This is a genomic window from Streptomyces sp. NBC_00385 (genome assembly GCF_035917155.1).
Classification (GTDB): domain Bacteria; phylum Actinomycetota; class Actinomycetes; order Streptomycetales; family Streptomycetaceae; genus Streptomyces; species Streptomyces poriferorum.
The window spans coordinates 8173543-8199709 of the sequence record NZ_CP107951.1 but is presented as its reverse complement, the minus strand read 5'-3'; the positions used below and the strand labels follow the sequence as shown (position 1 = coordinate 8199709).

Annotated in this window: 29 protein-coding genes and 2 pseudogenes; 18 read left to right on the top strand and 13 right to left on the bottom strand. The window is 72.4% G+C overall.

Annotated elements, in window-relative coordinates; genetic code table 11:
- Positions 1–30 precede the first annotated feature (30 nt).
- Together OG959_RS36260 and OG959_RS36255 are read left to right on the top strand one after the other, a co-directional pair.
- Complete coding sequence (locus OG959_RS36260) at positions 31–2037, top strand: hypothetical protein (protein WP_326665388.1); 2007 nt, start codon at positions 31–33, stop codon at positions 2035–2037.
- A gap of 116 nt (positions 2038–2153) precedes the next feature.
- Positions 2154–2633 carry an SRPBCC family protein gene (locus OG959_RS36255; RefSeq protein ID WP_326665387.1) on the top strand — a complete coding sequence of 160 codons (480 nt, stop codon included), beginning with the start codon at positions 2154–2156 and terminating at the stop codon, positions 2631–2633.
- 192 nt (positions 2634–2825) lie between these two features.
- Here OG959_RS36255 and OG959_RS36250 read toward each other — a convergent pair whose 3' ends face one another.
- Entirely contained in the window at positions 2826–4001 is a 1176-nt protein-coding gene (locus tag OG959_RS36250; protein WP_326665386.1) for a PLP-dependent cysteine synthase family protein, read from the bottom strand.
- A gap of 225 nt (positions 4002–4226) precedes the next feature.
- On the opposite strand from OG959_RS36250, the gene OG959_RS36245 reads away from it, so the two are divergent.
- Together OG959_RS36245 and OG959_RS36240 are read left to right on the top strand one after the other, a co-directional pair.
- Positions 4227–4544 (top strand): hypothetical protein, encoded by a 318-nt coding sequence (locus OG959_RS36245; protein ID WP_326665384.1) that lies wholly within the window; start codon positions 4227–4229, stop codon positions 4542–4544.
- Positions 4545–4731: 187 nt separating this feature from the next.
- Positions 4732–5253, top strand: coding sequence for an ATP-binding protein (locus tag OG959_RS36240; RefSeq protein WP_326665382.1), 522 nt, complete (start codon positions 4732–4734; stop codon positions 5251–5253).
- Between the two features lie 55 nt (positions 5254–5308).
- On the opposite strand, the pseudogene OG959_RS36235 reads toward OG959_RS36240, so the two are convergent.
- From OG959_RS36235 to OG959_RS36225, 3 genes and pseudogenes are all read right to left on the bottom strand, one after another.
- Positions 5309–5908 (bottom strand): annotated as a pseudogene (locus OG959_RS36235) (FtsX-like permease family protein); the annotation flags it as partial.
- A pseudogene (locus OG959_RS36230) lies at positions 5902–6501 on the bottom strand (ABC transporter ATP-binding protein); the annotation flags it as partial. The pseudogenes OG959_RS36230 and OG959_RS36235, both read right to left, overlap by 7 nt.
- Positions 6498–6788, bottom strand: coding sequence for an SHOCT domain-containing protein (locus OG959_RS36225; protein WP_326665380.1), 291 nt, complete (start codon positions 6786–6788; stop codon positions 6498–6500). The gene OG959_RS36225 and the pseudogene OG959_RS36230, both read right to left, overlap by 4 nt.
- A 200-nt stretch (positions 6789–6988) precedes the next feature.
- On the opposite strand from OG959_RS36225, the gene OG959_RS36220 reads away from it, so the two are divergent.
- From OG959_RS36220 to OG959_RS36205, 4 genes are read left to right on the top strand one after another with little or no spacing between them, the layout of a single operon-like run.
- The gene (locus OG959_RS36220) at positions 6989–7558 is read left to right on the top strand and encodes a TetR/AcrR family transcriptional regulator (RefSeq protein ID WP_326665378.1); all 570 of its coding nucleotides are present in this window, start codon (positions 6989–6991) and stop codon (positions 7556–7558) included.
- A 42-nt stretch (positions 7559–7600) separates the two neighbouring features.
- Positions 7601–7999: a (R)-mandelonitrile lyase gene (locus OG959_RS36215; RefSeq protein WP_326665377.1), complete on the top strand. Its 399-nt coding sequence runs from the start codon at positions 7601–7603 to the stop codon at positions 7997–7999.
- 10 nt (positions 8000–8009) lie between these two features.
- Entirely contained in the window at positions 8010–8591 is a 582-nt protein-coding gene (locus tag OG959_RS36210; protein WP_326665376.1) for a DUF4865 family protein, read from the top strand.
- Entirely contained in the window at positions 8585–9490 is a 906-nt protein-coding gene (locus tag OG959_RS36205; RefSeq protein ID WP_326665374.1) for a phosphotriesterase family protein, read from the top strand. Before OG959_RS36210 ends, OG959_RS36205 begins: the two co-directional genes overlap by 7 nt.
- A gap of 38 nt (positions 9491–9528) precedes the next feature.
- On the opposite strand, the gene OG959_RS36200 is transcribed toward OG959_RS36205, so the two are convergent.
- Positions 9529–10743 carry an ROK family protein gene (locus tag OG959_RS36200; RefSeq protein WP_326665372.1) on the bottom strand — a complete coding sequence of 405 codons (1215 nt, stop codon included), beginning with the start codon at positions 10741–10743 and terminating at the stop codon, positions 9529–9531.
- 166 nt (positions 10744–10909) lie between these two features.
- Here OG959_RS36200 and OG959_RS36195 point away from each other — a divergent pair, with 166 nt between their 5' ends.
- The 4 genes from OG959_RS36195 (at position 10910) to OG959_RS36180 (ending at position 13768) form a co-directional block, all read left to right on the top strand.
- Positions 10910–12130, top strand: a complete 1221-nt coding sequence (locus OG959_RS36195; protein WP_326665370.1) for an MFS transporter — start codon at positions 10910–10912, stop codon at positions 12128–12130.
- A gap of 109 nt (positions 12131–12239) precedes the next feature.
- Complete coding sequence (locus tag OG959_RS36190; protein WP_326665368.1) at positions 12240–12611, top strand: SCO4225 family membrane protein; 372 nt, start codon at positions 12240–12242, stop codon at positions 12609–12611.
- A 21-nt stretch (positions 12612–12632) separates the two neighbouring features.
- Complete coding sequence (locus tag OG959_RS36185) at positions 12633–13385, top strand: maleylpyruvate isomerase family mycothiol-dependent enzyme (RefSeq protein ID WP_326665366.1); 753 nt, start codon at positions 12633–12635, stop codon at positions 13383–13385.
- A gap of 68 nt (positions 13386–13453) precedes the next feature.
- A complete protein-coding gene (locus tag OG959_RS36180) occupies positions 13454–13768 on the top strand; it encodes a DUF6332 family protein (protein ID WP_326665364.1) in 315 nt (104 codons plus the stop codon).
- On the opposite strand, the gene OG959_RS36175 is transcribed toward OG959_RS36180, so the two are convergent.
- From OG959_RS36175 to OG959_RS36165, 3 genes are all read right to left on the bottom strand, one after another.
- Positions 13729–14394: a response regulator transcription factor gene (locus OG959_RS36175; RefSeq protein WP_326665362.1), complete on the bottom strand. Its 666-nt coding sequence runs from the start codon at positions 14392–14394 to the stop codon at positions 13729–13731. The genes OG959_RS36180 and OG959_RS36175 overlap by 40 nt on opposite strands.
- Positions 14391–15779 carry a sensor histidine kinase gene (locus OG959_RS36170; protein ID WP_326665360.1) on the bottom strand — a complete coding sequence of 463 codons (1389 nt, stop codon included), beginning with the start codon at positions 15777–15779 and terminating at the stop codon, positions 14391–14393. Before OG959_RS36170 ends, OG959_RS36175 begins: the two co-directional genes overlap by 4 nt.
- A 155-nt stretch (positions 15780–15934) precedes the next feature.
- Positions 15935–16654 carry a TetR/AcrR family transcriptional regulator gene (locus OG959_RS36165; protein ID WP_326665358.1) on the bottom strand — a complete coding sequence of 240 codons (720 nt, stop codon included), beginning with the start codon at positions 16652–16654 and terminating at the stop codon, positions 15935–15937.
- Positions 16655–16781: 127 nt separating this feature from the next.
- On the opposite strand from OG959_RS36165, the gene OG959_RS36160 reads away from it, so the two are divergent.
- Positions 16782–17234: a nitroreductase family deazaflavin-dependent oxidoreductase gene (locus OG959_RS36160; protein ID WP_326665356.1), complete on the top strand. Its 453-nt coding sequence runs from the start codon at positions 16782–16784 to the stop codon at positions 17232–17234.
- A gap of 140 nt (positions 17235–17374) precedes the next feature.
- Here OG959_RS36160 and OG959_RS36155 read toward each other — a convergent pair whose 3' ends face one another.
- Complete coding sequence (locus OG959_RS36155) at positions 17375–18589, bottom strand: geranylgeranyl reductase family protein (protein WP_148015434.1); 1215 nt, start codon at positions 18587–18589, stop codon at positions 17375–17377.
- A gap of 184 nt (positions 18590–18773) precedes the next feature.
- On the opposite strand from OG959_RS36155, the gene OG959_RS36150 reads away from it, so the two are divergent.
- Positions 18774–20138, top strand: a complete 1365-nt coding sequence (locus OG959_RS36150) for a dipeptidase (RefSeq protein WP_326665353.1) — start codon at positions 18774–18776, stop codon at positions 20136–20138.
- A gap of 154 nt (positions 20139–20292) precedes the next feature.
- Complete coding sequence (locus OG959_RS36145; RefSeq protein WP_326665352.1) at positions 20293–21003, top strand: MBL fold metallo-hydrolase; 711 nt, start codon at positions 20293–20295, stop codon at positions 21001–21003.
- On the opposite strand, the gene OG959_RS36140 is transcribed toward OG959_RS36145, so the two are convergent.
- Complete coding sequence (locus tag OG959_RS36140) at positions 20962–21999, bottom strand: NUDIX hydrolase (RefSeq protein ID WP_326665351.1); 1038 nt, start codon at positions 21997–21999, stop codon at positions 20962–20964. The two genes, OG959_RS36145 and OG959_RS36140, sit on opposite strands and share 42 nt — an antisense overlap.
- Positions 22000–22198: 199 nt before the next feature.
- Here OG959_RS36140 and OG959_RS36135 point away from each other — a divergent pair, with 199 nt between their 5' ends.
- Entirely contained in the window at positions 22199–22375 is a 177-nt protein-coding gene (locus tag OG959_RS36135) for a hypothetical protein (protein WP_187284892.1), read from the top strand.
- Positions 22376–22507: 132 nt separating this feature from the next.
- On the opposite strand, the gene OG959_RS36130 is transcribed toward OG959_RS36135, so the two are convergent.
- On the bottom strand, positions 22508–22774 hold the full coding sequence (locus OG959_RS36130) for a hypothetical protein (protein WP_326665349.1): 267 nt from the start codon (positions 22772–22774) through the stop codon (positions 22508–22510).
- Positions 22775–23300: 526 nt separating this feature from the next.
- Here OG959_RS36130 and OG959_RS36125 point away from each other — a divergent pair.
- The gene (locus tag OG959_RS36125; RefSeq protein WP_326665347.1) at positions 23301–24029 is read left to right on the top strand and encodes a VOC family protein; all 729 of its coding nucleotides are present in this window, start codon (positions 23301–23303) and stop codon (positions 24027–24029) included.
- Between the two features lie 62 nt (positions 24030–24091).
- On the opposite strand, the gene OG959_RS36120 is transcribed toward OG959_RS36125, so the two are convergent.
- The gene (locus OG959_RS36120) at positions 24092–24340 is read right to left on the bottom strand and encodes a hypothetical protein (RefSeq protein ID WP_326665345.1); all 249 of its coding nucleotides are present in this window, start codon (positions 24338–24340) and stop codon (positions 24092–24094) included.
- 220 nt (positions 24341–24560) lie between these two features.
- Between OG959_RS36120 and OG959_RS36115 the strand changes: the two genes are divergently transcribed.
- Positions 24561–25091 (top strand): excalibur calcium-binding domain-containing protein, encoded by a 531-nt coding sequence (locus OG959_RS36115; RefSeq protein ID WP_326665343.1) that lies wholly within the window; start codon positions 24561–24563, stop codon positions 25089–25091.
- A 24-nt stretch (positions 25092–25115) separates the two neighbouring features.
- Here OG959_RS36115 and OG959_RS36110 read toward each other — a convergent pair whose 3' ends face one another.
- Positions 25116–26102 (bottom strand): quinone oxidoreductase family protein, encoded by a 987-nt coding sequence (locus OG959_RS36110; protein ID WP_326665342.1) that lies wholly within the window; start codon positions 26100–26102, stop codon positions 25116–25118.
- Positions 26103–26167 lie beyond the last annotated feature (65 nt).

Below are 26167 nucleotides of genomic sequence, written 5' to 3'. Positions count from 1 at the left end.
TTCCGCCTACGGCTCAGAAGGCACCGAATCATGCCGATCCACCCACCGCGGCAGCGGTCCACCGGCAACAGCGAGCGCCCCGGCGTGCAGCAGGCCGAGTCCGCGCTCATGGAGCACTACCCCCGTCTCGTCCGGCTCGCCTATCTGGTGCTGCCGCCGTCCCTCGGCCGGCACCGCCGGGTGCTCGCCGCGCACGCGGCGGTGCAGCGCGCGCTGCCCGGCGTGCGTACGGTGCCCGAGGCCCCGGCCCTGTCGCGGGTCCCGGCCCAGACCCGTGGTGCCGGCCGCAGCCCGGCCCCGGACGGCACGGGCTCGGCGTACGCCTGGATGCGGCTGCGGGTGCTGCGCGCCGCGCTGGCGCACGAGCGGCGGCCGCGCTGGTGGCCGGGACGGCTCCCGGCACCCGCGGCCCTGCGCCCCTCGCTCCCGGCCGTCTGGGGTCTGCGGCTCTTCCCACAGGCCGGCGGTGCGGCCGAACTGGCTCTGGACCAGGCACTGTCGGCGGTTCCCGGAGCCGTACGGGCCGCGTTCGCGCTGCGGCTGCTGGAGGCGCTGGACGGCCCCGAGGCGCAGGCCCTGCTCACCCGGGCGGGCTCGCCGGACCCGGCGGGGGCGGTGCGGGCCGCGAGGCTGCTGGAGGACGCCGACCGGGCGGGGGCCGAGGAACTGCTGCGCTCCGGGGAGTTCGACCCGTGTGTGCTGCAGACGCGTCCCAGCGATCTGCTGCGGCGCAGGCACCGTATGCGGGCGGTGGCGGCGGTCGCGGCGCTCTGTGTGGTGGCCGGCGGTCTGGTCGCGCTGACGGAGCGGGGGGCGTCGGCCCCGGCGCCCGGCGGCGGCGCGCGGAGCACGTTCGCTCCCGCACTCGACCCGGCGGCGCTGCTGACTACCGCGGCCGAGGAGTGGGCGGACACCTCCCGCATCGACTTCACCGCCTGGCCGGCCCGCGGTGACCGGACCGAGGACCGGCCCCTGCTGAGCCGGGCACTGCGGGCCTGGGGGCACACCCCGGACAGCGTCGCCGTCTCGGCCACCCCCGGCACACTCGCGGTGCCGCCCGCACAGCCGCCGCAGCTGCTGTACGCGGGTGAGGTGGACGGCGCCGCCGTGGTGCTGTTGCACGACCGCGGTGTACGGGTGGTGCGTTACGCGGAACCACTGACCGGGTCCGCGCCGCCCGCACTGGACTTCGCGCGGACGGACGGCGCGGATGTGACGACGGGAGCCGCCCTGGTCGTCAGCCGCGGCGGGGACCGGGCCCGGTTCCTGATGGCTCCCTGGATCTCGCGGACCACGACGCGCGACCTGCTGGCGCCGGACAGCCCGGCGCGCACGCTGGAGGTGAACGGGGACGGGGTCACCGCGGCCGTGCCGCGACCGTCGCCCGGCGGACGCTGCGATTCCTGGCCGGTGCTCCAGTTGCGCTCCTCCGGACGCATCGTGGAGAACCACGCGTTCCTCCTCACCGACCTGGGCGACCTCGCCCCGGTCCACCTGACGTTCACGCCGGGTCCGGCCGCCGGTGCCGGGGCGCGGCAGCCGAGGGAGGCCACGAGCACCCCCGCACTGCTGGCCTGGGCCCGCACCGCATGTTCGCTGACGGCGCTGCGGGGCACCGGTGTCCGCGCGGTCAACAACTGGAACTTCGCCGAGCAGCGGCTTCCGGAGTCCGGAACCCCGGCCCAGTGGCTCTGCACCCGCGCCGACACCTGGCAGGGTCCCGGGCGGGTGCTGGTGCAGTTCCTGCCGCCCAGCTCCTCGCTCACCGGGCCGGGGACGGTGGTGGCGGACGAGCGCGACACGGCACGGTGCAGCCGGTTCGGACAGCACATTCTGGCGGGTACGCACTGGAAGGCGCCGTCCGGGCGTTGGTACGTGCTGGCGGCAGGAAGCCGTGCGGTGAGCCGGATCGAGGCCACTGGTGCCGTGCGGGACGCGGCGGCCGGGACGACGCTCGCGGTCCGGGCGCCGCGGGACGCGTCGGTGGAGCTGACGGCCCGGCTGAGGGAGGGCGGTTCGCTCGCCGCGGTGCGCTGACCTCGTCCTCGTGCCACGGCCCGATCCGGTTCCGTTGCACCTGGCGACTTCTGGCGGTCTGCCGGTTAGGGTGTGCGCGGCTCCATCCGCCGCCGATCGCACGGGAGGTGCGTTCCATGGCACGCCGACTCCGCTCCGTGGACCTCGACTTCGTGGAGTCCGCTCCGGTCAGACTGGTCTTCGCAGCCGAGGTGTCCGCACCGCCCGATGCCGTGTACCGGGCACTGGCCGACGACGTCGAGGGCTGGCCCTGCTGGTTCACCCAGGTCACCGCGGCGCTGCCGCTCGACGGCGGGGCGGGCCGCGAGGTGCGGTTGCGGGGCGGGATCGCGTTCCGGGAGACGGTCGTGGCGACCGACCCGGGTGAGCGGTACGCCTACCGGATCGACCAGTCCAACGCCCCAGGCCTGCAAGCCCTGTTGGAGGAGTGGCGGCTGACCCCGGCCGGGACCGGCACCCGAGTTCAGTGGACCTTCGCCGCCGACGGTTCGGCGCTGTTCCGGTTCACGTTGCGGCGGGCGCGGGGTGCGGTCGGCAGGTCGTTCCGGGACGCGGTGCGCAACCTGGACCGGCGGCTCTCGGCGGCTGCCGCCTAAGGGCTGTCCCGCAATTCCTGGTGGATCAGCGCGCGGCGTCAGATGCGGTGCATCGCAAGGCGGAGAGGCGCCCGCATACTGGATGTATTCGGGCGTTTCGACAACGGAGGGGGTCCCCCCGTGCCGTTGAGGCTACGGGGGAGAGGTGCCGTAGCTGTCGTCGTGCGCCCGCCAGGAATTGCGGGACAGCCCTTAGGGTTGCCGACCGGGTGCGGTGCGGGCCGGATCCTCCTCCTGTCGCGGCCAGTCGCCGGTGGCCAGGAAGTGGTCGATCGTCCGCGTGTACGGGGCGATGTCCAGGCCCTGGGCGGCCAGCCAGGTGTCGGAGTAGTACTTGTCTAGGTAGCGGTCGCCGGGGTCGCAGATCAGGGTGACGATGCTGCCGGTCCTGCCCTGCGCGACCATCTCGGCGACCAGCTTGAAGGCGCTCCACAGACCGGTACCGGTGGAGCCGCCCGCCTTGCGACCGATGGACCGCTCCAGGGCGCGCACGGCCGCGACGGTGGCCGCGTCCGGGACCTTCATCATGCGGTCGATGGCGCCCGGGACGAAGCTCGGCTCCATCCGCGGTCTGCCGATCCCCTCGATGCGGGAGCCGCAGTCGCTGGTGGCGTGCGGGTCGTGGTGCGTCCAGCCGTCGAAGAAGCAGGAGTTCTCCGGATCGGGGACGCAGATCCGGGTGTCGTGCTGCATGTAGTGCACGTACCGCGCGATGGTCGCGGAGGTGCCGCCCGTGCCCGCCGTGGCGACGATCCAGGCGGGCTCGGGGTACCGCTCCATCCTCAGCTGCTGGTAGATGGACTCCGCGATGTTGTTGTTGCCCCGCCAGTCCGTGGCCCGCTCGGCGTAGGTGAACTGGTCCATGTAGTGACCGCCGGTCTCCTCGGCGAGCCCGGCAGACTCCTCGTAGAGCTTGCGCGAGTCGTCCACGAAGTGGCAGCGGCCGCCGTGGAATTCGATGAGCCGGCACTTCTCGGGGCTGGTGGTGCGGGGCATCACGGCGATGAACGGGACGCCGATCAGCTTGGCGAAGTACGCCTCCGAGACGGCGGTCGAACCGCTCGACGCCTCGATCACGGGCTTGCCGGGGCGGATCCAGCCGTTGCAGAGCCCGTAGAGGAACAGCGACCGGGCCAGCCGGTGCTTGAGGCTGCCGGTGGGGTGGGTCGACTCGTCCTTGAGGTAGAGGTCGATGCCCCAGCTCTCGGGAAGCGGAAAGCGCAGCAGATGGGTGTCGGCGGAGCGGTTGGCGTCGGCCTGGACCTTGCGGACGGCCTCCTTGAGCCAGGCGCGGTACGCCAGGTCGGTGCGGTCGATGTCCACGGTCGCCACAGCGTCCGCGTCGTCTCTGTGCTCACTCGTGCCCATCAGTGCGCTTCTCCTCGTACGACCGGTCCCGGCGATCCCCACGATATGCCCCCCACCTGGGCAAACGTTGACTTTGATACTCCATAGCACTGCCTTGGCGACGCGGGCGGTCCCCGGCGGGCCAACGCGTCGGGAATGGGCCTTTGCGTCCCGTTCCGCCCTGGTGCACACGCCCCCGGATGTGCACACTCCTTGCAGGGGTGCGATGAAGGGGGCGAAGGGGCCGTGCGCGAAACGGAGTTCAGTGAGACGGGCGTGCGTATCGACCGGTGGGCGCGCTCGCTCACCCGGGCGGGACAGGTCACCGTCAAGGACGGCCGGGTGGCGCTGCTCACCAGCTACGGCCGGGAGATCGACAGTGCGCCGGTGGGCACGGTGAGCGCGGGCAGACCGTGGTTCGCCGGGGCGGACGCCACGGTGGCGCGGGTGAACGGGACGCGGTACCGGCTGACCATGCGGCGGCGCCCCGACAAGCCCGACGACGCCGCGCCCGCCCGCCGTTTCCTGGAGGCCGTACACCGGGCGGGCGGACGGCGGGGCTGACGGAACGGGGCCGCGAGGACACCGCGAGTTGCGGAGCCGTGGCCGCTGGGTGACATTGGAGACACATCACTCATGGTTCACCGGCGGTGACAATGTGATCCAGGCCGCCGGACCAGAACCAGCAGCCAGCCATCTGCTGGATCCGTTCCTTCGTCTTCTTCCGGACCTACTTCGGGGAGTCGCAGCCGTGATCAGCGAGCCAAGCAGGCACTGCACGGTGGAGCTCCAGGCCCTGCCGTCGCGGATCGGTCAGGTCCGCAGAATCATCTCGGCGCAGTTGCGCTACTGGCATCTCGATCCTCTGGTCGACCAGGCAGCACTCGGCGTCACTGAACTGCTGACCAATGTCCACCGGCATGCACAGCCGGACAAATCATGCACCGTCGAGGTCGAGTTGCTGCTCGAACGGCTGACGGTGTCCGTCCACGACCACGACCCACGGCTGCCGACCGTGCGCGAGGCCTGCGACTCCAGTACGTCGGGGCGCGGACTCGCACTGATTGCCGCGGTCAGCGAGAGCTGGGGCGTCCGTCCCCGGGGCGGTGCGGGAAAGGTGGTCTGGTTCACCCTCCCCACCCCCTCCCTGTTCGCCACGCAGCCACGGCACGCCCTGTACGGGGCGACGACCGACGGGCCGTTCGACCTGAGCGGTGTCAGCGCGCCGGAGGGCGTAACGCCCTCGGCGGCACGATCGGTGGTCGTCGGCTGACGCCGCAGGAGCGGGGCGCCTCTCGGGGCGCCCCGCTCCTGCCGTTCACCTGTGCCTAGTCGGTGGCGATGGCGCGGAGCACATCCAGCCGAGCCGCCCGCCCGGCCGGCCGCCAGCCGGCCAGGACACCCGCCGTGATGCCCACGAGGGCGAAGGCGAACGCGGTGCCGCCCGCGCCTTCGGACGCCTTGACCAGCACCCAGCCGAGGAAGCCGCCCAGCAGGAGACCGCCTGCCGTGCCGAAGGCGGCGACCAGGACGGATTCCCAGCGGACCATTCAGCGGACCATGGCCCGCACCTGCTTCCTGGTCTGTCCGACGGCCCGCAACAGGCCCAGTTCCCTGGTGCGTTCGTGGATGACCAGGGTGAGGGTGTTCGCGATGCCGAGCAGGGCGATCAGGACCGCCAGTGCCAGCCGTGCGTAGACCGGGGTGAGCATCATGTCGATGCCGCCGGCCGAGGACTGCGCGTACTCGCCGCGCGACTGCACCTCCGGGTTCCCGTACGCGGCGGCGGCCTTCTCGACCGCGGCCCTGCCGTCCGCCGTTGACACCCCGTCCTTGAAGGACACGGCGACCAGCGAGTCGGAGTCCTGGCCGCGGTGCGGGGCCCAGGCCTGCCGGGTGATGACGTAGTCGCCCGCCAGTCGGTGACGGACGGTGCGGCCGAGCAGCCGGAGCACCTCCTGGCCGGCGCGCGAGTCGAGGTTGCCGGTGGGTTCGTCGGCGAAGACCACGTCGGGGTCCCCTGCGAAGGCCCGGGCGACGGCGACGCGCTGTTGTCGGCCGCCGGAGAGTTCGCCGGGCCGGTGGTGCAGCCGGCCGCGCAGTCCGACGGTGTCGATGATCGCGTCCAGCCGGGCCCGGTCGGGGCGTTCCCCGCCAGGTCCATGGGGAGCGTGATGTTCTCGGCGACGGTGAGCGTCGGCAGGAGGTTGAAGGCCTGGAAGACGAAGCCGATGCGGCGCCAGCGCAGCAGGGTGAGCCTGCGGTCGTCGAGCGCGCCGAGGTCGGTGTCGCCGATGAAGGCCGTGCCGGAGGTGAGGGAGTCGAGTCCGGCGGCGCAGTGCATCAGCGTGGACTCGCCGGACCCGGAGGGCCCCATGATCACGGTGAAACGGCCGGCCGGGAAGCCGACGCTCACCCCGTCCGGGGCCCTGACCTGGGTGTCGCCCGTGCCGTAGACCTTCACCGCGTCGACGACACGGGCGGCGTTCGTGGTGACGGTGGCGGGAGCGGCGGTGCTCACGCCGCACCGCCCTTGCCGAGGGTGCCGAACTGCTCGTCGAGGACGGAGAGGCGGCGCCAGTACTCGTCCTCGTCGATCTCCCCGGCGGCGAAGCGCCGGCCGAGCAGGGTGATCGGTGAGGTCTCTGCGGGGCCGTTCCGCTCCGCGCGGACCTGCCAGGGGCCCCGCCGGCCGCGCCATACGGTGCGCCGCAGAACGGTGACGACGGTGATGACGACGGCTGCCCAGACGAGCTGGAACAGGAGGACCCACGGTCCGGGTCCGCCGTCGAAGGCCAGGGTGTTCATCTCGGTCAGCTCCTCGGTTCACGGTTCGGATGCACGCTTTCCGTCACCACCGAGCCTGTCTCCGCAGGGGGGTCCGCGTCGTCGTACGGCCAGCGGCAGTGCGCGTACCCCGCCGGGAGTAGACGGCGGTCCTGCGGCTGCTCCCGGCGGGCCGGGCACCGGACCTGGATTCTGTACCTACTGGTATGTACAGTGGGTTCATGAGCACTTCGGACCGTCTGATCGAAGCCACCAGGGAGCTCCTGTGGGAGCGCGGCTATGTGGGCACCAGCCCGAAGGCCATCCAGCAACACGCGGGCGCGGGCCAGGGCAGCATGTACCACCACTTCGCCGGCAAGCCGGATCTGGCACTGGCGGCCATCCGCCGCACGGCGCAGGAGCTGCGCGGGACCGCGGGCCGGGTGCTCGACGCACCCGGGTCGGCATACGAGCGGATCTCGGGCTATCTGCTGCGTGAGCGCGATGTGCTGCGCGGCTGCCCGGTCGGGCGGCTGACGATGGACCCGGAGGTCATCGCGAGCGACGAGTTGCGGGCGCCCGTGGACGAGACGATCGCCTGGCTCCGTGGCCGGCTCACCGAGATCGTCCAGGAGGGCCTGGACCGCGGCGAGTTCGACCGCCGCCTGGTGCCCGGGGACATCGCGGCGTCGATCGTCGCGACCGTGCAGGGCGGCTATGTGCTGGCCCGCGCCTCCGGCTCGACGGAGGCCTTCGACGCGGCCGCCCGAGGGCTGCTGTCGCTGCTCGCCCCTCGTACGGACGCCACCTGACGCCCCGTCGCACGCTACCCACCTCCGAGGAGCACCTCACCCATGCGCATCACCAGGAACCGGCCCGGCACACAGTCCGGGCCGGCCGGGCAGTTCAACGGATCCGTCTGGATCGACGAGATCGCCGCTCCCGGACCACCGTCCCGGCTGCGGCTGTTCAGCGTGCACTTCGCGCCGGGCGGACACACCGGCTGGCACACCCATCCGCACGGCCAGGTCCTCCACGTCACCGAGGGCGAAGGCCTGGTGCAGCACCGGGGCGGTCCGGTGGAGGCGATCCGGGCGGGCGACACGGTGTGGATCGAACCGGACGAGTGGCACTGGCACGGGGCCGCGCCACGCACCTTCATGACCCATCTCGCCCTCGTCGAGGCGGCCGAGGACGGCTCCACCATCCACTGGCACACCGATCCCGGCGTCCCCGAGTACCCGGCAGTCTGAGGAGCGCCCGATGCATGCGATGCAGTACGAGATCACTCTGCCCGCCGATTACGACATGGGCCTCATCCGCGACCGGGTGGCGACGCGGGGCCACCTCCTGGACGACTTCCCCGGGCTCGGCATCAAGGCGTACCTGATGCGGGAGCGCGGCGAGGACTCCCTCGTCAGCCAGTACGCGCCGCTCTACCTCTGGACCACGCCCGAAGGCATGAACTCCTTCCTCTGGGGGCCCGGGTTCCAGGGCATCGTGCAGGACTTCGGGCGCCCCGAGGTTCAGCACTGGACGGGCCTGTCGTACGAGGAGGGCCCGGCATCGGCCGCGCTCCCCCGTTCGGCCACCCGGCTCCGCTCGCCGATGCCACCGTCGGCCGCCCCGGCGGACGCGGTCGGCGCCGCCCTTGAGGAGAGCCGGCGGCTCGCGAAGGCGCCCGGCGCGGTCGCCACGGCGCTGGCAGCCGACCCCCGTCACTGGGAGCTGCTCCACTTCACGCTCTGGGAGCACCCCGCGCCGCAGGAGGCCGGCGACCGCTACGAGGTGCTCCATCTCAGCGGGCCGGAGCGCGAACGGCTCGGGACGGGACGCCAGTGGTAGCCGCCGTCCGCACCGTCCTCGGCGACATCCCCGCCGGCGAACTCGGCGTGTGCGACGCTCACGACCATCTCTTCCTGCGCAGCCCCGTGCTGCCGGGCCAGGAACTCGACGACCCCGCGGCGGCGGCCGACCGGCTGCGGGCCTTCGCCGGGTTCGGCGGGCGGTCCGTGGTGCAGTGGACGCCGTACGGCATGGGGCGCCGGGCCGACGTGCTGGCGCAGCTGTCCCGTTCGACGGGCACCCATGTGGTGGCGGCGACGGGTCTGCACCAGGCCGTGCACTACCCGGCCGCGCTGCTCGGCCGGGTCCGGGACGATCTCGCGACGCTGTTCGTCTCGGAGCTGACCGACGGGATCGGCACGACATCGGTGCGGGCGGGTCTGATCAAGGTCGCCGGCGCCTTCCACACGGTCGACGCCCACGCCCGGCTCACCATGACGGCGGCCGCCGAGGCACATCACCGTACGGGCGCGCCGATCGCCGTCCATCTGGAGCTGGGAACGGCCGCGCCGGACGTACTCGACCTGCTGTGCGGTGCGTTGGGCGTCCCGCCGCACCGCGTGATCCTCGGCCACCTCGGGCGGTCGCCCGACGGCGCGGCGCAGCGGGAGGTGGCGCGGGCCGGGGCGTTCCTCGCGTTCGACGGCCCGTCGCGGGCCCATCACGCGACGGACTGGCGGCTGCCCGAGGAGCTCGCGGCGCTCGCCGGGGCCGGGTTCGGCGGGCAGTTGCTGCTGGGCGGCGACACCACCGTGCCGGAGACCCCGGGCATGCCGCATCTGCTGCGGCGGCTGCGCCCCCGGCTGACCGAGGTGCTGGGAGCCGGGACCGTGGCGGACATGCTGGTCGCCAACCCGGCCCGGGCGTTCGCGTTCGAGGCGCCGGCAAAGGCCACCTGAGGGCGCGGGCCCGCGGCGGCCCTCGGCCCGTCCCGCCCTCAGGCGAGCGCGCCCAGCGGGTCGTCCAGCACCGGCTGCCAGGCCAGCTCCGCCGCGCCGACCAGGCTGTTGTGGTCGAGGGTGCAGGGCAGGATCGGCACACTGCCGCTGCGTCCCCACAGGCTGCGGTCGGCGACCACCGCGCGCAGCCGTTCCGGGTCGGCGTCCAGCAGGGCGCGGTGCAGACCGCCGAGGATGATGCGGTCCGGGTTGAGGATGTTGACGAGTCCGGCGAGCCCGAGGCCCAGGCGGTCGATCAGTTCCTCCGCGGCGTTGCGTACCGCCGTGTCCCCGTACTCGTTGCGCAGCAGGTCCCCGGACTGCTTGAGCAGCGACTCCTCGGGGCCGGGTGCGCGGCCGGCCGCGGTGAGGAAGGCGAGCGGGTCGGTCTCGACGTCGAGGCAGCCGCGGCCGCCGCAGTGGCAGGGGCGGCCCTCGGGGTTGACGGTGAGATGGCCCACCTCCAGGGCGAGCCCCGAACTTCCGGTGTGCAGGCGGCCGTCCAGGACGAGCGCACCGCCGACCCCGCGGTGGCCGGTGGCGACACACAGCAGATGCTGGGCCCCGCGTCCGGCTCCGTGTCGGTGCTCGGCGAGCGCCGCGAGGTTGACGTCGTTGCCGGTGAACGCCGGTCCGGTGATGCCCGCTTCGCGGACGCATGTGGCGAAGATCTCGCGGACCGGGGCACCGGCGGGCCAGGCGATGTGGAGCGGGTTGAGGGCGGTGCCCTCCGGCTCGGCGACGGCGGACGGCACCGCGAGGCCCGCCCCGACGCATCGCAGGCCACTGTCGCGCAGCAACCGTGCGCAGTCGTCCACGACTTCGCCGATGACCTGGGCGGGATCGGCGGTGATGGTGACGCAGCCGGGCGCGGTCGCGACGAGCCGGCCGCCGAGCCCGACCAGCGCGGCCCGGAATCCGTCCGAGTGCACCTGGGCGGCGAGGGCCACCGGCCCCGACTCGCGCACGGCCAGCCGGTGCGAGGGCCGGCCCTGCGAGCCCGCGGCCGAGCCGGGGCTGGAGTCGACCCGGATCAGGCCGAGCGCCTCCAGCTCCGCTGCGACCGCACCTGCGGTGGCACGGGTGACGCCCAGCTCGGAGGTGAGGACGGCTCGGGTGGGCGCGCGTCCGGTGTGGACCAGTTCCAGCGCGGGTCCGAGCGCGCTGCGGCCCCTCTCCAACTTCGTCCGGGTGGTGGTCACCTTGCCGTTCATGGGGGCGAGTCTCCCATGATCCGGAGGTGCCGCGGACGCCGCGGCACCCGTCTTCTCCACCGCGCCGCCCCGCTCCACGGCCCGGAGCCGCCGCGCCCGGCACGCCGCCCGGACCCGGTGGGCAACCGTCTTGCGCCCGCCGTCCGCGGGCCCCTATGCTGAGTTTGTGCCGCAACTAAACAAACTGCGGACGGCCTTGCCGGGGGGACCGGGCGGAAACACCGCCCCACCTCCGTCGACACGCCTCCGTACCGCGCTGACCGTGTTCTTCGCCCTCGACGGGTTCCTCTTCGCCGGCTGGGTGGTCCGCATCCCGGCCATCAAGCAGCAGACCGGCGCCTCGGCCTCCACCCTCGGCCTCGCACTTCTCGGCGTATCCGCCGGTGCCGTGATCACCATGATGCTCACCGGCCGGCTCTGCCGCCGTTTCGGCAGCCACCCGGTGGCCGTGGTCTGCGGCGTCCTGCTGCCGCTCAGCATCGCCCTGCCGGCCCAGACCCATTCGGCGCTCTCGCTCGGACTGGTCCTGCTGGTGTTCGGCGCCGCGTACGGCGGCATGAACGTGGCGATGAACAGCGCCGCGGTCGACCTGGTCGCCACTCTGCGGCGCCCCGTGATGCCCAGCTTCCACGCCGCCTTCAGCCTCGGCGGCATGATCGGGGCCGGACTGGGCGGTCTGGTCGCCGGAGGCCTCTCACCCTCCGCGCACCTGCTCTGCCTGACCGGAATCGGTCTGCTCGTCACCGCGTACTGGGGCCCGGTCCTGATGCGGTACCCCTCGCTGAAGCCCGCCCCCGCGGCGGCCGACGACGAGGAGGTCGGCCACCGTCCGACCGGACGGGTGCGCCGGGCGGTGCTCCTGTTCGGCGTGATCGCGCTCTGCACCGCGTACGGCGAGGGCGCCCTGGCCGACTGGGGCGCCCTCCACCTGGAGCAGGACCTGCACGCCCACCCCGGGGTGGCGGCAGCCGGATACTCGCTCTTCGCGCTCGCCATGACCGCGGGCCGGCTCACCGGTACGGCACTGCTCGAACGTCTCGGGCAGACCCGCACGCTGGTCGCGGGCGGTGGCACGGCGGCGGCCGGAATGGTGGTCGGCGCGCTCGCTCCGAACGCCTGGCTCGCCCTGCTCGGCTTCGCCATCACCGGACTCGGCCTGGCGAACATCTTCCCGGTGGCGGTCGGCAGGGCCGGCGAGCTGGCCGGCCCCGGCGGAGTGGCCGCGGCCTCGACGCTCGGCTACGGCGGCATGCTGCTCGGGCCGCCCTCGATCGGCTTCCTGGCCGACTGGTTCTCGCTGCCCGTGGCCCTGACCACGGTGGCGCTGCTGGCCCTGGCGGCGGCGGCACTGGGCTACGCCGCACGCAACGCGGCCACGCACGAGTGAGTAGGCGTACTCAGGCAGGAACGGTTCTCCCGCCGCAGGATGGAGGGGTAACGACCGCTCCCGCCGGCTGTCGCGGGTGAGGCCGGAAGCCATCGACGGGGAGCACGCCATGAACAAGCCGGTCCTGACCAAGCAGCACGTCCACACGCTCGCACGCCTCACGTTCGGCAACGCCGCGTCGCTGGTCTACCTGGGCGTGGTGGCGGCGACCGCGGTGTTCGTCACGGTGGACACGCTGTTCGTCACCCACGAGGACGCGTCGTTCGCCGGCGTGTGGCTCTTCTTCCTGGCGGCGCCGACCGTCTTCGTCTTCTTCGCCGGCGGTGCGATGCTGGGCGCGGATTCGGCCGCGCCCGACTGGTTGTTCTACCTGGCGCTGGTGGTGTCCGTGCTGGTGCAGTCGCTGGCGCTGGGATGGTTCACACGGCTGCTGCGCGGCGGTCGCGGCCGGGCCCGCCAGGGCCGTCCCCGGAGCACCTGAGCCCCTGGCACAATCCCTGCCATGAAGATCGCGGAGCACATACGATCCCTGGACGCCGAGGGCCGGTTGCTGGCGGAAGCGGCCCAGGAGGCGGGTACCGGCGCAGCGGTGCCGACCTGTCCCGGCTGGCAGGTGCGCGACCTGCTCAGGCACACCACGATGGTGCACACCTGGGCGGCCGCCTTCGTGACCGAGGGCCACACCTCGTACGTCCCCGATGCCGGGGAGCCCGACCTGGACGGCCCGGAGCTGCTCGACCGGTTCCGTGCGGGGCACCGCTCCCTGGTGGACGCGCTGGAGCGCGCGCCGCAGGACCTGGAGTGCTGGGCCTTCTTCGCCGCACCGTCACCCCTCGCCTTCTGGGCGAGGCGGCAGGCCCACGAGACGGCGATCCACCGGGTGGACGCCGAGTCCGCACGCGGCGGGCCCCTCTCCCCGGTGGCGCCGGACCACGCGGTCGACGGCGTCGACGAGCTGCTGCGCGGTTTCCACGCCCGTCCGAAGAGCAGGGTGCGCACCGAGACCCCGCGCACGCTGCGGCTACGGGCGACGGACACCGGCTCCGTATGGACCGTACGACTCTCCACCGAGCCACCGGCCACCGTGCGCGAGGAGGACGAGTCGCGCGTACTGCCGCCCGCGGACTGCGAGTTGAGCGCCACCGCCCAGGAGCTCTACCTCACCCTCTGGAACCGGCGGCCGCTCACCGCTCTCACGGTGACGGGCGACCCGGACCTCGCCCGGCTGTGGCGCGACAACTCCTCGGTCACCTGATCCTGAACCGGCGGGGACACGCAGCGGCGGGCTTGTCCGCCCGCGTCCGCACCTGTGACACTTCGGGCATGGGACACCGAAGCCAGGCGGAACGCGACGCCGTGACCGTCGAGACCGGCTTCGCCGTGCTGACCGGAGCCCTGCTGGCGGGGGCCGCGTTCGTCGTGGTCTGCGCCCCCGCACTCCTGATGGCCTCGGGTGGCGGCGTGGGCCCCGGGCTGCTCGTGACCGCGGCCGTCGTGGCGGGGCTGGTCTTCGTCGGACGCGTCGTCGACGTGCTGTGGCGGTTCGGCCGCCGCGCCACGGAGCGCGAGGTCGGCGGGCGCGTCCCGGTGCTGCCGGATCAGCCGAGCCAGCCCGGGCGCACCAGCCCCGACTCGTAGGCGAGTACGACGAGTTGGGCACGGTCACGGGCGCCGAGCTTCACCATGGTCCGGCTGACATGGGTCTTGGCGGTGAGCGGGCTGACAACGAGACGGCGGGCGATCTCGTCGTTGGACAGGCCGATGCCGACCAACGCCATCACCTCCCGCTCCCGGTCGGTGAGTTCGTTCAGAGCGGTCGCCGCGGCGGGTTCCTTGGAACGGGCCGCGAACTCGGCGATCAGGCGGCGTGTGACACCCGGCGACAGCAGCGCGTCCCCGCCGACCACCGCCCGGACCGCCCGCAGCAGCTCTTCCGGTTCGGTGTCCTTGACCAGGAAACCCGAGGCTCCGGAGCGGATCGCCTCGAAGACGTACTCGTCGAGTTCGAAGGTGGTGAGCATGACCACCTTCACCGCGTCGAACCCGGGGTCCCCGGTGATGGCGCGGGTCGCCGCGAGGCCGTCGAGGCGTGGCATCCGAATGTCCATCAGCACGGCGTCCGGCCGCAGTTCGCGCACCAGGCGGACGGCCTCCTCACCGTCGGCCGCCTCGCCCGCCACCTCGATGTCCGGCTGGGCGTCCAGCAGGGCCCGGAATCCCGCCCGGACCAGCAACTGGTCGTCGGCGAGCAGTACGCGAATCACGGTGTCTCCTTCTGGTGCGCCGGCCCGCCGGCCGGCAGCAGGAGTTCGGCCCGCACCCGGAAGCCGCCGTCGGGCCGGGTTCCGGCCTCGATCGTGCCACCCAGGGCCGCAGCCCGCTCCCGCATTCCGGCCAGCCCGTTGCCGCTGCCCCCGGCGTCCGTACCGGTGGCCGGACCCTCGTCGTCGACGCGGAGCGTGATGCGGCCCGGTCCATAGCCGACCCGGACCTCCGCGGTACGAGAACCGGAGTGCCGCACCACGTTGGTCAGTGCCTCCTGCACGATCCGGAACGCGGCGAGGTCCGCGCCGGGCGGTACGGCCCCGCGCTCACCGTCCGTCCCGACGGTGACGGTCAGCCCGGCGCTCGCGGCCTGTTCCACCAGTTCGGGTAGCCGGTCGAGTCCTGGGGCGGGGGCCCTGGGCGCGTCGCCGGGCGTGCGGAGGGTGTCCAGGACCTGTCGCACCTCGCCGAGCGCCTCCTTGCTGGCGTCCTTGATGGTGGTGAGCGCGGTGCGGGCCTGCTCGGGGTCGGTGTCGAGCAGGGCGAGACCGACACCCGCCTGGACGTTGATGACGGAGATGCTGTGCGCGAGGACGTCATGCAGTTCCCGGGCCATCCGCAGCCGCTCCTCGTCGGCCCGCCGCTTCGCCGCGCGCTCCCGCTCGGCCCGCTGCGCCGCCCACTGCTCACGGCGTACGCGGACGAACTCGGCGGCGGCGACGATGGCCACCACCCAGGCGGCGACGCCCAGCTCCTGCCCCCAGGGCGGCGCGGAGTCGTCCTCCGGAGGCAGCCAGCGGTAGAGCCAGTGCGCCACGACGAGGTGCCCCACCCACACCATGGCGACCGCCGACCACGCGGCCCGCCGGTGGCCGGCGACAACGGCGCTGAAGCAGCCCACGGCGACGGCCAGGAAGACCGGGCCGTACGGGTAGCCGGCGCCGAGATAGACCGTCGCCGCGGCCGACGCCCCGAAGACGGCCACGACGGGGTGGCGGTGGCGCAGCAGCAGTACCGCCACCGCGGCGAGGAGGAGCAGCCGGGCGAAGAGGTCGAGCGGGGCCTTGTCGTCCAGTTGGCCGCGGGCCGCGAACGTCGAGCCGGCCATGACGAAGACGCCGAGCAGGATCGTGGACGCCCAGGGCAGCCGGCCGGCGGACCGGCCCTGGGGGCCCGTCAGCCAGCGCGGTGGCTCTCCGTTGCTCCAGAAGTTCCACGGACCCGGGGAGCGGGTTGTCCGTTCGCGCGGGGAGCGGGTCGTCCGTCCGCCCGGGGTGCCGGTTGTCCGTTCGCCCGGCCCGCCGCGCGCCCAGGGCGGTCGACGCGGCGGCCCGCCTTGCCTCCCGGGGGGCCCGCCGCCTGTCTGTGCGCGCTGCTCTTCCATGCCGGCCACGCTAGACCGCGCGCCTGCGCCCCGGCGTCCGCCGGGCGTGGTGATCACCCGTACTCCCCCGGGAGTACGACGAACGGGGCCGGAGGTGACTGGGCGGGTGTGACTCTGCGGACGAGAGTGTGCGGACGAGACTCCGCGGATGCGGCCTAGGGCCGGCCGAGGAGCCCGACAGTGCGGGCCAGCTCCGTCACGGCCTGCCGGAAGAAGGCCTCGCGGGCTTCCACCACGCGATCGAACTGGCCGAAGATCTCGAAGGACAGCAGCCCGAAGAGCTGTGACCAGGCGGCGACGAGCGGCGCGGCGACCGCCGGGGGAAGCCCGGGGGCGAGGTCGGCGGCGATCCGCTCGGCCTCGGGACGCAGCTCCTCGGCGAGCGGCGGCAGCCCGACCCCCGCCTCGCGGTGCGCGTCCTCGACGATGGCGATGAGGACGAGGCCGACCCTGGACGCGGGACCGATGGTGGCCTGCGGCGCGGTGTAGCCGGGCACGGGCGAGCCGTAGATCAGCGCGTACTCGTGAGGGTGGGCGATAGCCCAGTCCCGTACGGCGCACGCGACGGCGACCCAGCGGGCGAGGTGGACGCCGGCCCGGGCGGGCGCCGGAGTCTCCGCGACGGCGGTCCGGTGGGCACGCTCGGCGGCCTGGCCCACGGAGTCGTACGCATCGACGATCAAGGCGGTGAGCAGTTCGTCACGGCTGGGGAAGTAGCGGTAGAGCGCCGAGGACACCATGCCGAGTTCACGTGCCACGGCACGCAGGGAGAGTTTCGCCGCCCCCTCGGCCGCGAGCTGTTTTCTCGCCTCGTCCTTGATGGCGGCGGTGACCTCGATGCGGGCCCGTTCCCTGGCTCCCCGAATAGCACTCATGACGGCCAGTCTGCCACAAAACGGAGCATCGCCCAATAACGAGAGCACCGCTCTTGCTTTTGGGCGCAAGTTCCGTGCACACTGATCTCAAGCGAGAGCACCGCTCTCTCAAACTGTGGGGGTCCTCATGTCGCAGCCGTACTACCTTCAGGGCAGCCCGTTCACCGTCCGGATGAACGGCCTCATCGGCTGGCTGGCACGACACGGGGTGAGCCTGCTCGGTTCGCAGGAACTGTCGGTGCGGGGGCGCAAGAGCGGGCAGTTGCAGCGCATCCCCGTGAACCTGCACACCCACGAGGGCGTGCAGTACCTCGTCTCCGCGCGGGGGCATTCGCAGTGGGTGCGCAACATGCGGGCCGCGGGCGGCGGCGAGCTGCGGGTAGGCCGCAGGACCCGCCCCTTCACCGCGGTGGAGATCGCGGACGACGAGCAGAAGATGACCGTCGTCCGCGCCTACCTGGAGCGCTGGGGCTGGGAGGTCAACCAGTACTTCCAGGGCATCACGGCCAAGTCCGCGGACAGCGAACTGCTGGCGGCCTGCCCGGACCACCCCGTCTTCCGGATCACCGTCGAGAACTGACCCGGGGCTGTGCGGCGACGGGTGACGGGCCGTGGCGGCCCACCGGGCCCCCTGGCGCGCACGTGCCACGGCCGGATCGCCGTATCCGCCCGATCCGGCCGGAGCACCGACCCGGCCGGGCCCCGGTGCGGCAGCGGTGCCTAACGGTCCATCGCCGACAGCGCGCGCTGCGCCAGCGGGTGCGAACGGACCAGTTCGGCCAGCGAGGTCGTCCCGCGGGTGATGCCCGCGAACGCGTTCCACGCCGGGCGGAAGCCCGTCAGCACCGCGTGCAGCAGGCCCGGGCGACGCTCGAAGAGCTTCAGCATGCGACGTCCCACGCTCATCTCGACGCCGAGCCCGGCCTTGATGGCGAACGCGTAGTTGAGCGCCTGGCGGCGCGCGTCCACCGCGTCGTGCGACTCCGCCACCCGCACCGCCCATTCACCGGCCAGGCGTCCCGAACGCAGCGCGAACGAGATGCCCTCACGGGTCCACGGCTCCAGCAGGCCTGCTGCGTCCCCGCACACGAGCACCCGGCCGCGCGAGAGCGGCGAGTCGTCGCTGCGGCAGCGCGTCAGATGGCCGGAGGAGATCTTCGGCTCGAACCCGGCCAGGCCGAGTCGCGCGATGAAGTCCTCCAGGTACCGCTTGGTGCCTCCGCCGTCACCGCGCGCCGAGATCACACCCACCGTCAGGGTGTCCCCCTTGGGGAAGACCCAGCCGTAACTCCCCGGCATGGGGCCCCAGTCGATCAGGACCCGGCCCGCCCAGTCCTCCGCGACCGTCTCCGGCACGGGGATCTCGGCCTCGAGTCCGAGGTCCACCTGGTCGAGCTTCACCCCGACATGTGCTCCTATCCGCCCGGCGCTGCCGTCCGCGCCCACGACCGCACGGGCCAGGACGGTCTCGCCGCCGGACAGTACGACCGCGACCGTACGCCGGTCGGGCACGGCGGCACCGTGCTGCTCGACCCGGGACACCGTTGCCCCGGTACGGAGCTCGGCACCGGCCTTCTGTGCCTCCTCGACCAGTCCCGCGTCGAACTCGGGGCGGTTGATGAGGCCGAAGAGCATGCGCCTGGAGCGGCGGGTGCGTGCCAGCCTGCCGTTCAGCGAGAACGTGACCGCGTGGATCCGGTCCCGCAGCGGCAGTTCGAAACCGGGCGGCAGCGAATCGCGTGAATACCCGATGATGCCGCCGCCGCACGTCTTGTAGCGGGGCAGTTCCGCCTTCTCCAGGAGCAGTACCCGACGGCCGGCGACCGCCGCCGCGTATGCCGCGGAGGCTCCCGCCGGTCCGGCGCCGACTACGACGACGTCCCACACGGACGACTCTTCGTGCTCATGTCCGGCGTCTGCGTTCTCGCTGCTCACGATGTGCTTCTGCTCCCGATCCGACCAGTGGCCCCAACTGCTTCCGGCATCCTACGGCGCGCTGCGGCCGGACCCTGCTGTGGGAGGATCTGCCGAGCCTCCGTCGTAGCTGCAATGCCGCACTCCTGGCCTTGCGGCTACCCGGATACGTACACATAACGTCGCACCTACGAGGAGCGTGCCCATGACCGCCCATCCGATTTCCGAGACCGTCGCCTCACTGATGCCCCGTGCCAAGGCGGAGCTGACCGAGCTGGTGGCCTTCCAGTCGGTGGCGGATCCCGCGGTGTTCCCGAAGAGCGAGTGCGAGGCGGCCGCCGCCTGGGTCGCCGACGCGCTGCACGCCGAGGGATTCCAGGACGTCGACCTGCTCGACACCCCGGACGGCACCCAGTCCGTCTACGGCTTCCTGCCCGGCCCGGCCGGAGCACCGACCGTGCTGCTCTACGCGCACTACGACGTGCAGCCGCCGCTCGACGAGTCCGCCTGGATCTCCCCGCCCTTCGAGCTGACGGAACGTGACGGGCGCTGGTTCGGCCGGGGCGCGGCCGACTGCAAGGGCGGCTTCGTCATGCACCTCCTCGCGTTGCGCGCCCTGAAGGCGAACGGCGGAGTCCCGGTCTCGGTCAAGGTGATCGCGGAGGGCTCGGAGGAGCAGGGCACCGGGGGCCTGGAACAGTACGCGCAGGCGCACCCGGAGTTGCTCGCCGCGGACACCGTGGTGATCGGCGATACCGGGAACTTCCGCGTCGGGCTGCCGACCGTCACCTCGACGCTGCGCGGGATGACGATGCTGCGGGTGCGGCTCGACACGCTTGAGGGGAACCTGCACTCCGGCCAGTTCGGCGGCGCCGCGCCCGACGCCCTGGCCGCGATGATCCAGCTGCTCGCGTCGCTGCGCGCCGAGGACGGCACGACGACCGTCGACGGACTCACGACGGACGCGGAGTGGGACGGTCTGCAGTACCCGGAGAAGGAGTTCCGCCAGGACGCCAAGGTTCTCGACGGGGTCGAACTGATCAGCACGGGTACGGTCGCCGACCGGATCTGGGCGCGGCCCGCGGTCACGGTCATCGGGATCGACTGCCCCGCCGTGGTCGGGGCGACGCCCTCGGTCCAGGCGAGCGCGCGTGCGCAGATCAGTCTGCGGGTTCCGCCGGGCACGGACGCCGGTGAGGCGACGAAGCTGCTGACCGCACACCTGCGGGCACACGCCCCGTGGGGGGCGAGGGTGTCGGTCGAGCAGGTCGGCCAGGGACAGCCGTTCCGCGCGGACATCACGAGCCCGGCGTACACCGCGATGGCCGAGGCCATGCGGATCGCGTACCCCGGCCAGGAGATGCAGTCCTCGGGCATGGGCGGCTCGATCCCGCTCTGCAACGCGCTGTCGGAGCTGTACCCGGAGGCGGAGATCCTGCTGATCGGGCTGAGCGAGCCCGAGGCACAGATCCACGCGGTGAACGAGAGCGTGTCCCCCGAGGAGCTGGAGCGGCTCTCGGTCGCCGAGGCGCTGTTCCTGCAGAACTACGCCGCCTCCAAGAAGGCCTGAACCGCCCGGTGGCGGCCGGCCGGAGCGGGCGGGCCCCGTTCCGGCCGGCCGCCGCGCGCAGGGCGGAGCCCGCTCGGCCGCTACGCGCTGAGCGAAGCTCGCCCAGAGCGTAGATCCGCACGGCAGGCGCCCGCTCCTGCGTACGTTCGGGGGCATGGACATCGTCGAGGTGCTTCCCCAGTTGCATATGTTCCGGTTCCCGATCGGCCAGGCGTACCTCTGGCGCGACGGGACGGAACTGACCCTGATCGACGCGGGTGATGTGAACGCCGCATCCGCCGTCGAGGACGGGGTGCGTGGGCTCGGTCACGACCCCGCCCGCATCGCCCGGATCGTGATCACGCACGGCCATCGCGACCACTTCGGCGCGGCCCAGGAGCTCGCCGACCGCCACGGCGCCGAGATCCTGGCCCACCGGCTCGACGCGCCGGTGATCCGGGGCGAGGAGGAGATCGGCGATCCCGTGCTGCTCGACTGGGAACGCCCGCTGTACGAGCACGGGCTGACCGTGCCCGTCGCTCCGCCGACCCGGGTCGACACCGAGGTGTCCGACGGCGCGGTGCTGCCGTTCGGCGGCGGAGCACGGGTAATCCACTCCCCCGGCCACACCCCGGGATCGATCGGCCTCCATCTGCCGGAACACGAGGTGCTGTTCACGGGCGACTGCGTGGCCGGCGTGGAGCGGGTGATGCTCGGCGTTTTCAACATCGACCGCGAGCAGGCCATGGCCTCGTTCCGGCGGCTGGCCGCGCTCGAGTCGGCCACGGTCTGCTTCGGTCACGGCGGGCCCCTCACCAAGGACGCCGTCGCGGTCATGCGTGCCTCAGCCGACCGGGACTCCGGCCTCCAGATTGAGCACGGCTGAGCGCTCGCGGGCGCGCAGTGCCCAGCGCAGCCGTTCGAACCGGGTGGGGGGCAGCAAGGTGGCCGCCTCCTCCTCGGTGACGAACCGCCAGCCACGCAGTTCGGATCCGGGAAGCAGCAGCCGCTGGGCGTCCGCGCCCAGCAGCGTTCCCCCGTCGAAGAGCAGCCGCAGTCCTCCGTAGCCGGGCGGCTGGGGCGCCTCCCAGTCGACGACGAGAAGCTTGGGCGTCCGTGCGAGGTGAATCCCTATCTCCTCGGCCACCTCTCTGATCCCTGCCTGCGCCGGTGCCTCGCCCGCCTCCACCACGCCCCCGGGGAACTCCCAGCCGGGCTTGTACGTGGGGTCGACGAGCAGCACCCGGTCGTGTTCGTCGAAGAGCAGTACGCCCGCCGCGACGGTCTCCGCCGTGGGGTCGGGTGTCTGGACGATCTCGCAGGCCGGGGCCGCCCCGGTGCGCACCGCCTCGGCGATGTGCTCGGCCGTCTCACGGGGTGTCAGTGCGCTGTTGTCGATGATGTGGGCGTCCCGCGTGATCCAGTCGAGCGCCGAACGGTAGGTCTCGATGCGGTCGTACGCCCATTGTCCGGTCCCGTCGGTCCTCACCGGATCTTCTGGGAACTCCGCCCGGTGGGCGATCCGTTGACGCAGGATCGTTTCCTCAGGTGAGAGCAGTACATGACGCACGGCGATGCGTCTGGAAGCGAGCCCTCCGAATATCTCGTCGCGATACTCCTGTCTCAGCAGCGTCATCGGCACCACCAGGACCCCACCGACCTCGGCGATCAGCGCTGCCGCTGTGTCCACCACCAGACGCCGCCAGATCGGCAGGTCCTGGAAGTCGCTCACTTCGGCGAACTTCTTCTGCGGCAGCAGGGATCCCAGCCCCGTGCCGGTCAGTTCCGGATCGTAGAAGGTGCTGTTCGGGATCAGATCGATCAGTTCACGCGCGGCGCTGGTCTTGCCCGCGCCGAACGCACCGTTGATCCAGACGATCACGGTTCCCCCTCTTCCGTAGCCCCCAGTGGCTTGCCCGCAACACCCTGCCGTGAAAACACGACTGTGGCGATGACGATGCGCGAACGCAACAGTGCGGGCCCACCGTCGTCGCCGTGACGGCCGGGCGCCGTCCGGCCGTAACGGCGATGACGGGACCGTCGTTGGAGCGGTCAGCAGAACGAACGACAGGGGGCGGACCGTGCGTCGCACCGTACTTGAGCAGTTTCCCGCCGGGGGCCCGCGGGGCAGCTGGCCCGCGGAGGAGTTCGCCGCGGCCCGTCGTGGCGAGGGCGTGGCGGCGGAGGTCGTCATGGATCTGGAACAGGACGCGTTCCTGGTGGTCGTGCCGCAGCAGTCCTCGGACCGGGGCCGCTGACCGCCGGCGGCCCCGGGAGGAAGCGGCCCGGCTCAGGCCGGTCCGACCGGTCGGCGGGTGGCACTCCGCGCCGGTTCCGCACCGCCCTCGGCCCGTCGGGACCACTCCTCGCCACAGAGCCATCGCGGGATGCTAAGGCGTGTCACCCCGCCAGTCCCACTTGCCCGGATCCTCCGCCCGCGGCCCGTACTCGGCCCGGCCGCCCGCCCCATAGGCACCGATCTCGGTGATCAGGGCGGAGCCGTCCGCCAGTGCCACCTTCGTCCAGCCGGTCACGTCCAGCAGCAGGCCGTCGAGCGGGCCGCCCACCAGCTCCCGGTAGATCCGCCCCGGCCGGGGGCCCGGATCCGGGTCGTCGTGATCGGCGCCGTACACCCGTCGCCGCATGATCTCGTCCATACCCGCAGGATCGCATCGACCACTGACAACGTGCTCGGCCTGTGGGCCCCTGTGACTCGATCGGAGGCACGCGCGCCCGTCCGGACCTTGATCCGTCGACGCCGTACCGGTTCGGCCGGCGGAGGTCCGAAACCGATGACGACCGAACCGGTGGGCGGCGCTTTCCGCAGGCACCGGGCCGTGCGGGCCTACGGCCGTGGACTGGTTGCGAGGAGTACCCGTGCCACGGCAACCGCATCGGGGCGCCCCTCATCCGCCCGGTGGAGTCGTCTTCCCGCCGCCACTCCGGCTTCGGCGCGTCGCGACTTTCCGGCCGATGTCCCCGCATCTGCGCCGATGAGCTCGCTCGTACGCGGTGGAGTGGATCGCGACCCTCCACGCCGACGACCGTCATCGCGTGGAGCGGGGACCGGGCTTCGCGGCGCCGGAAACTCTGATGCGTGAGCCGCACGGTCGCTCCTAGGATGCGGCCGCGAGAACGTCGAGGCGCCATGGCGTCCATCAGAGAATCGGAGATACCCGGGATATGACCAGCCAGTTGTTCGCGCTCTGCTTCAACGCGACCCGGCCGTCCGGCCTGGCGCGGTTCTGGTCCGGGGTTCTGGGCTGGGAGTTGGCTGCCGGTCCGGATGACGGGGTCGCGCTGCTGCCCCCTGATCCCGCCGGGTTCCGCATCCGCTTCCTGCCGGGCCAGGAACCGAAGACCGGCCAGAACCGGGCGCACTTCGACCTGACGAGTGCCACCCCGGAGGATCAACGGCAGACGGTGGACCGGGCGCTGGAACTCGGCGCCGAGCACATCGACGTGGGGCAGCTCCCGGAGGACGGACATGTGGTGCTCGCCGATCCGGACGGCAACGAGTTCTGCGTGATCGAGGCCGGCAACAAGTTCCTCGCCGGCACCGGTGTCATCGGAGCGCTGGCCTGTGACGGAACGCAGGAGGTCGGCTACTTCTGGAGCAAGGCCCTGCGGTGGCCGCTGGTCTGGGACCAGGACCAGGAGACCGCGATCCAGTCACCGCACGGCGGCACGAAGCTCACCTGGGGTGGCCCGCCGGTGGCGCCGAAGGCGGGCACGAACAGGCTGTACTTCGAGCTGGCGCTTCCCGCGGACGCCGACGGGGATGCGGAGATCGACCGTCTGATCTCGCTCGGCGCGACGCGCGACGCCGTCGGCGAAGGCGCGGATGAAGGCGGCAGGGTGCTGATGCTCGATCCCGACGGCAACGAGTTCGCCGTACGAAGGCCTTGTTAGCGGAGGCTGTTGCCGCACGGTCGGTGCCGCATGGGCGTTCGCCCCGAATCGCGCGGTCCGGCTCAGCCGTCCGCCACGTACCGGCTCAACCGGTACGTGGTCGGGTGCGTCAGGCGCCCGCACAGCGTGTCGATCCGGATCGTCGCCTCGTCGACCCGCGCCTGCCGCAGGCTGTGCAACCGAGCGCGAAGCTCGGCCGGGTCCCGGGTCTCGAAGACCACTTCCCACTGCCCCAGGTCCGGCGCCGTGCGAGCGGCGATCCGCTGCCTCTCGGCTTCCTGCCGCCGCCTCCTCTTCCCCTGTCCCGGCACCGGCCCAGAATCGCAGGCCGGTGCCGGCGACAGCAAGAGCAGGCTGAAGAGCGAGCGCACGTCCCCGCGAGGTGACGGCCCGGAAGGAACGGCACACAGAAGACGGACTCCACTCCATCCCCACATCTTGGTCACAACTTCATCACCACCGGAACATCACGCTCCCCCGCCGCACACGGCACGGCTAGCGTCGCCTCTCCACGCACTCTCAGGGGGACGTATGTCGCACAACCCGCCACCCAGTCAGCCGCCATGGGGTCAGCCACCACGGCCCACCGGCCCCGACCCGTTCACGGGTCCGACGCCACCCGCGCGCCGACCTGGCTGGACCAGGAAGCGGATCATCATCCCCGCGGCGATCGTCCTGCTCTTCATAGGCGTCGGGATCGGCGCGGCGGACGACGGCGCCGAGACCGAGAAGGCCGTCACGGCCACGGCCACCGCGGCCCCCACGGTGACCGTCACAGCGACTGCGACCGCACCGGCCGAACCCGGGCCCGCGGTCACGGAGACCGTCACGGCCAAGCCCAAGCCGGTACCCACCGTCACGAAAACTGTGACGGTCGAGGTAACCGCCGCAGCCGGTTCCGGCACCTCCGGCGGCTCCGGGTCGGACGACGACAGCGGCGGGGCGACGTACTACGCCAACTGTTCGGCCGTCCGGGCCGCCGGTGCCGCGCCCATTCGCACGGGAGACCCCGGCTACGGGTCGCATCTCGACCGCGACGGTGACGGCGTCGCCTGCGAATAGGGCAGGGCCAGGTGCCGTCGGGGCTCACGGCACGGTCAGAACGATCTTTCCGAAAGCCTGGTGACTGCGCATCCGGTTCGCGGCCTCGTGGGCCCGGTCGAACGCGTGGACACTGTCGACGACCGGTCGGATGCGGTGGTCCGCGACGGCGGGCATCACCGCTTCGACCGCGGCGGCGACGACGCGTCCGAGAGCTTCGGGCCGGCTGAAACCGAAGGAGACACCCCGTACATGGAGGTGCCGGTAGGACAGGGCGTCGAGGTCGATGGTGGCCTGCGGCCCGTCCAAGCGGCCGATGTTCACGACGTGGCCGTCCACGCGCGTGGCGGGCAGGCAACCGGCGAAGATCTGCCCGCCGACGTGGTCCAGGACCACGTCGGCGCCTTCGCCACCGGTGGCATCCAGGACTGCCTGCGTCAGGTCATGGCCGTCCGTGACGACGACCGAGTCGGCTCCTGACTGCCTCAGAAGGGCTTCCTTGGCCGGTGACCGGGTGGTGGCGATGACGTGTGCGGCTCCCGTCGCCTTCGCCATCTGGACGCCGATCAGCCCGATGCCGGACGTGGCACCCGTGATCAGGACGCTCCGACCGCTGCGGAAGCGGGCGCGGGTGAGCGCGCCGTGTTCGGTGAGCAGGCCGGTGGGCAGGGCGCTCGCCTCGTCGTAGCCGAGGCTTTCGGGGATCGGCATGATGTGCCGGTGGTCGGCCAGGACGTACTGGGCGAAGGCGCCCTGGGTGGTGCCCATGACGCGGTCCCCGATGTGGACGCCGTCGGCGCCGGGGCCGGTGGCGGCGATGTCACCGGCGAACTCGTAGCCGGCCAGGTACTCCTGCCGACGGACGGTGCCCGGGGCCGGGGAACCGTCCAGCTGCTGCACGTCGGCGTTGTTGAGGGCCACGGCGCGGGCGCGTACCAGGACCTGGCCGGGGCCGGGCTCCGGCACGGGGACCTCACGGGACTGCCACTGGGGTGCGGTACCGCCGAAGAGCGCGGTCATCATCGCAGACATGTCTCGTCCTCCGGATACGAGGCGGCACGCCCTTCCCAGGTGCACGTGGCGTGCGAGAGGGGCGG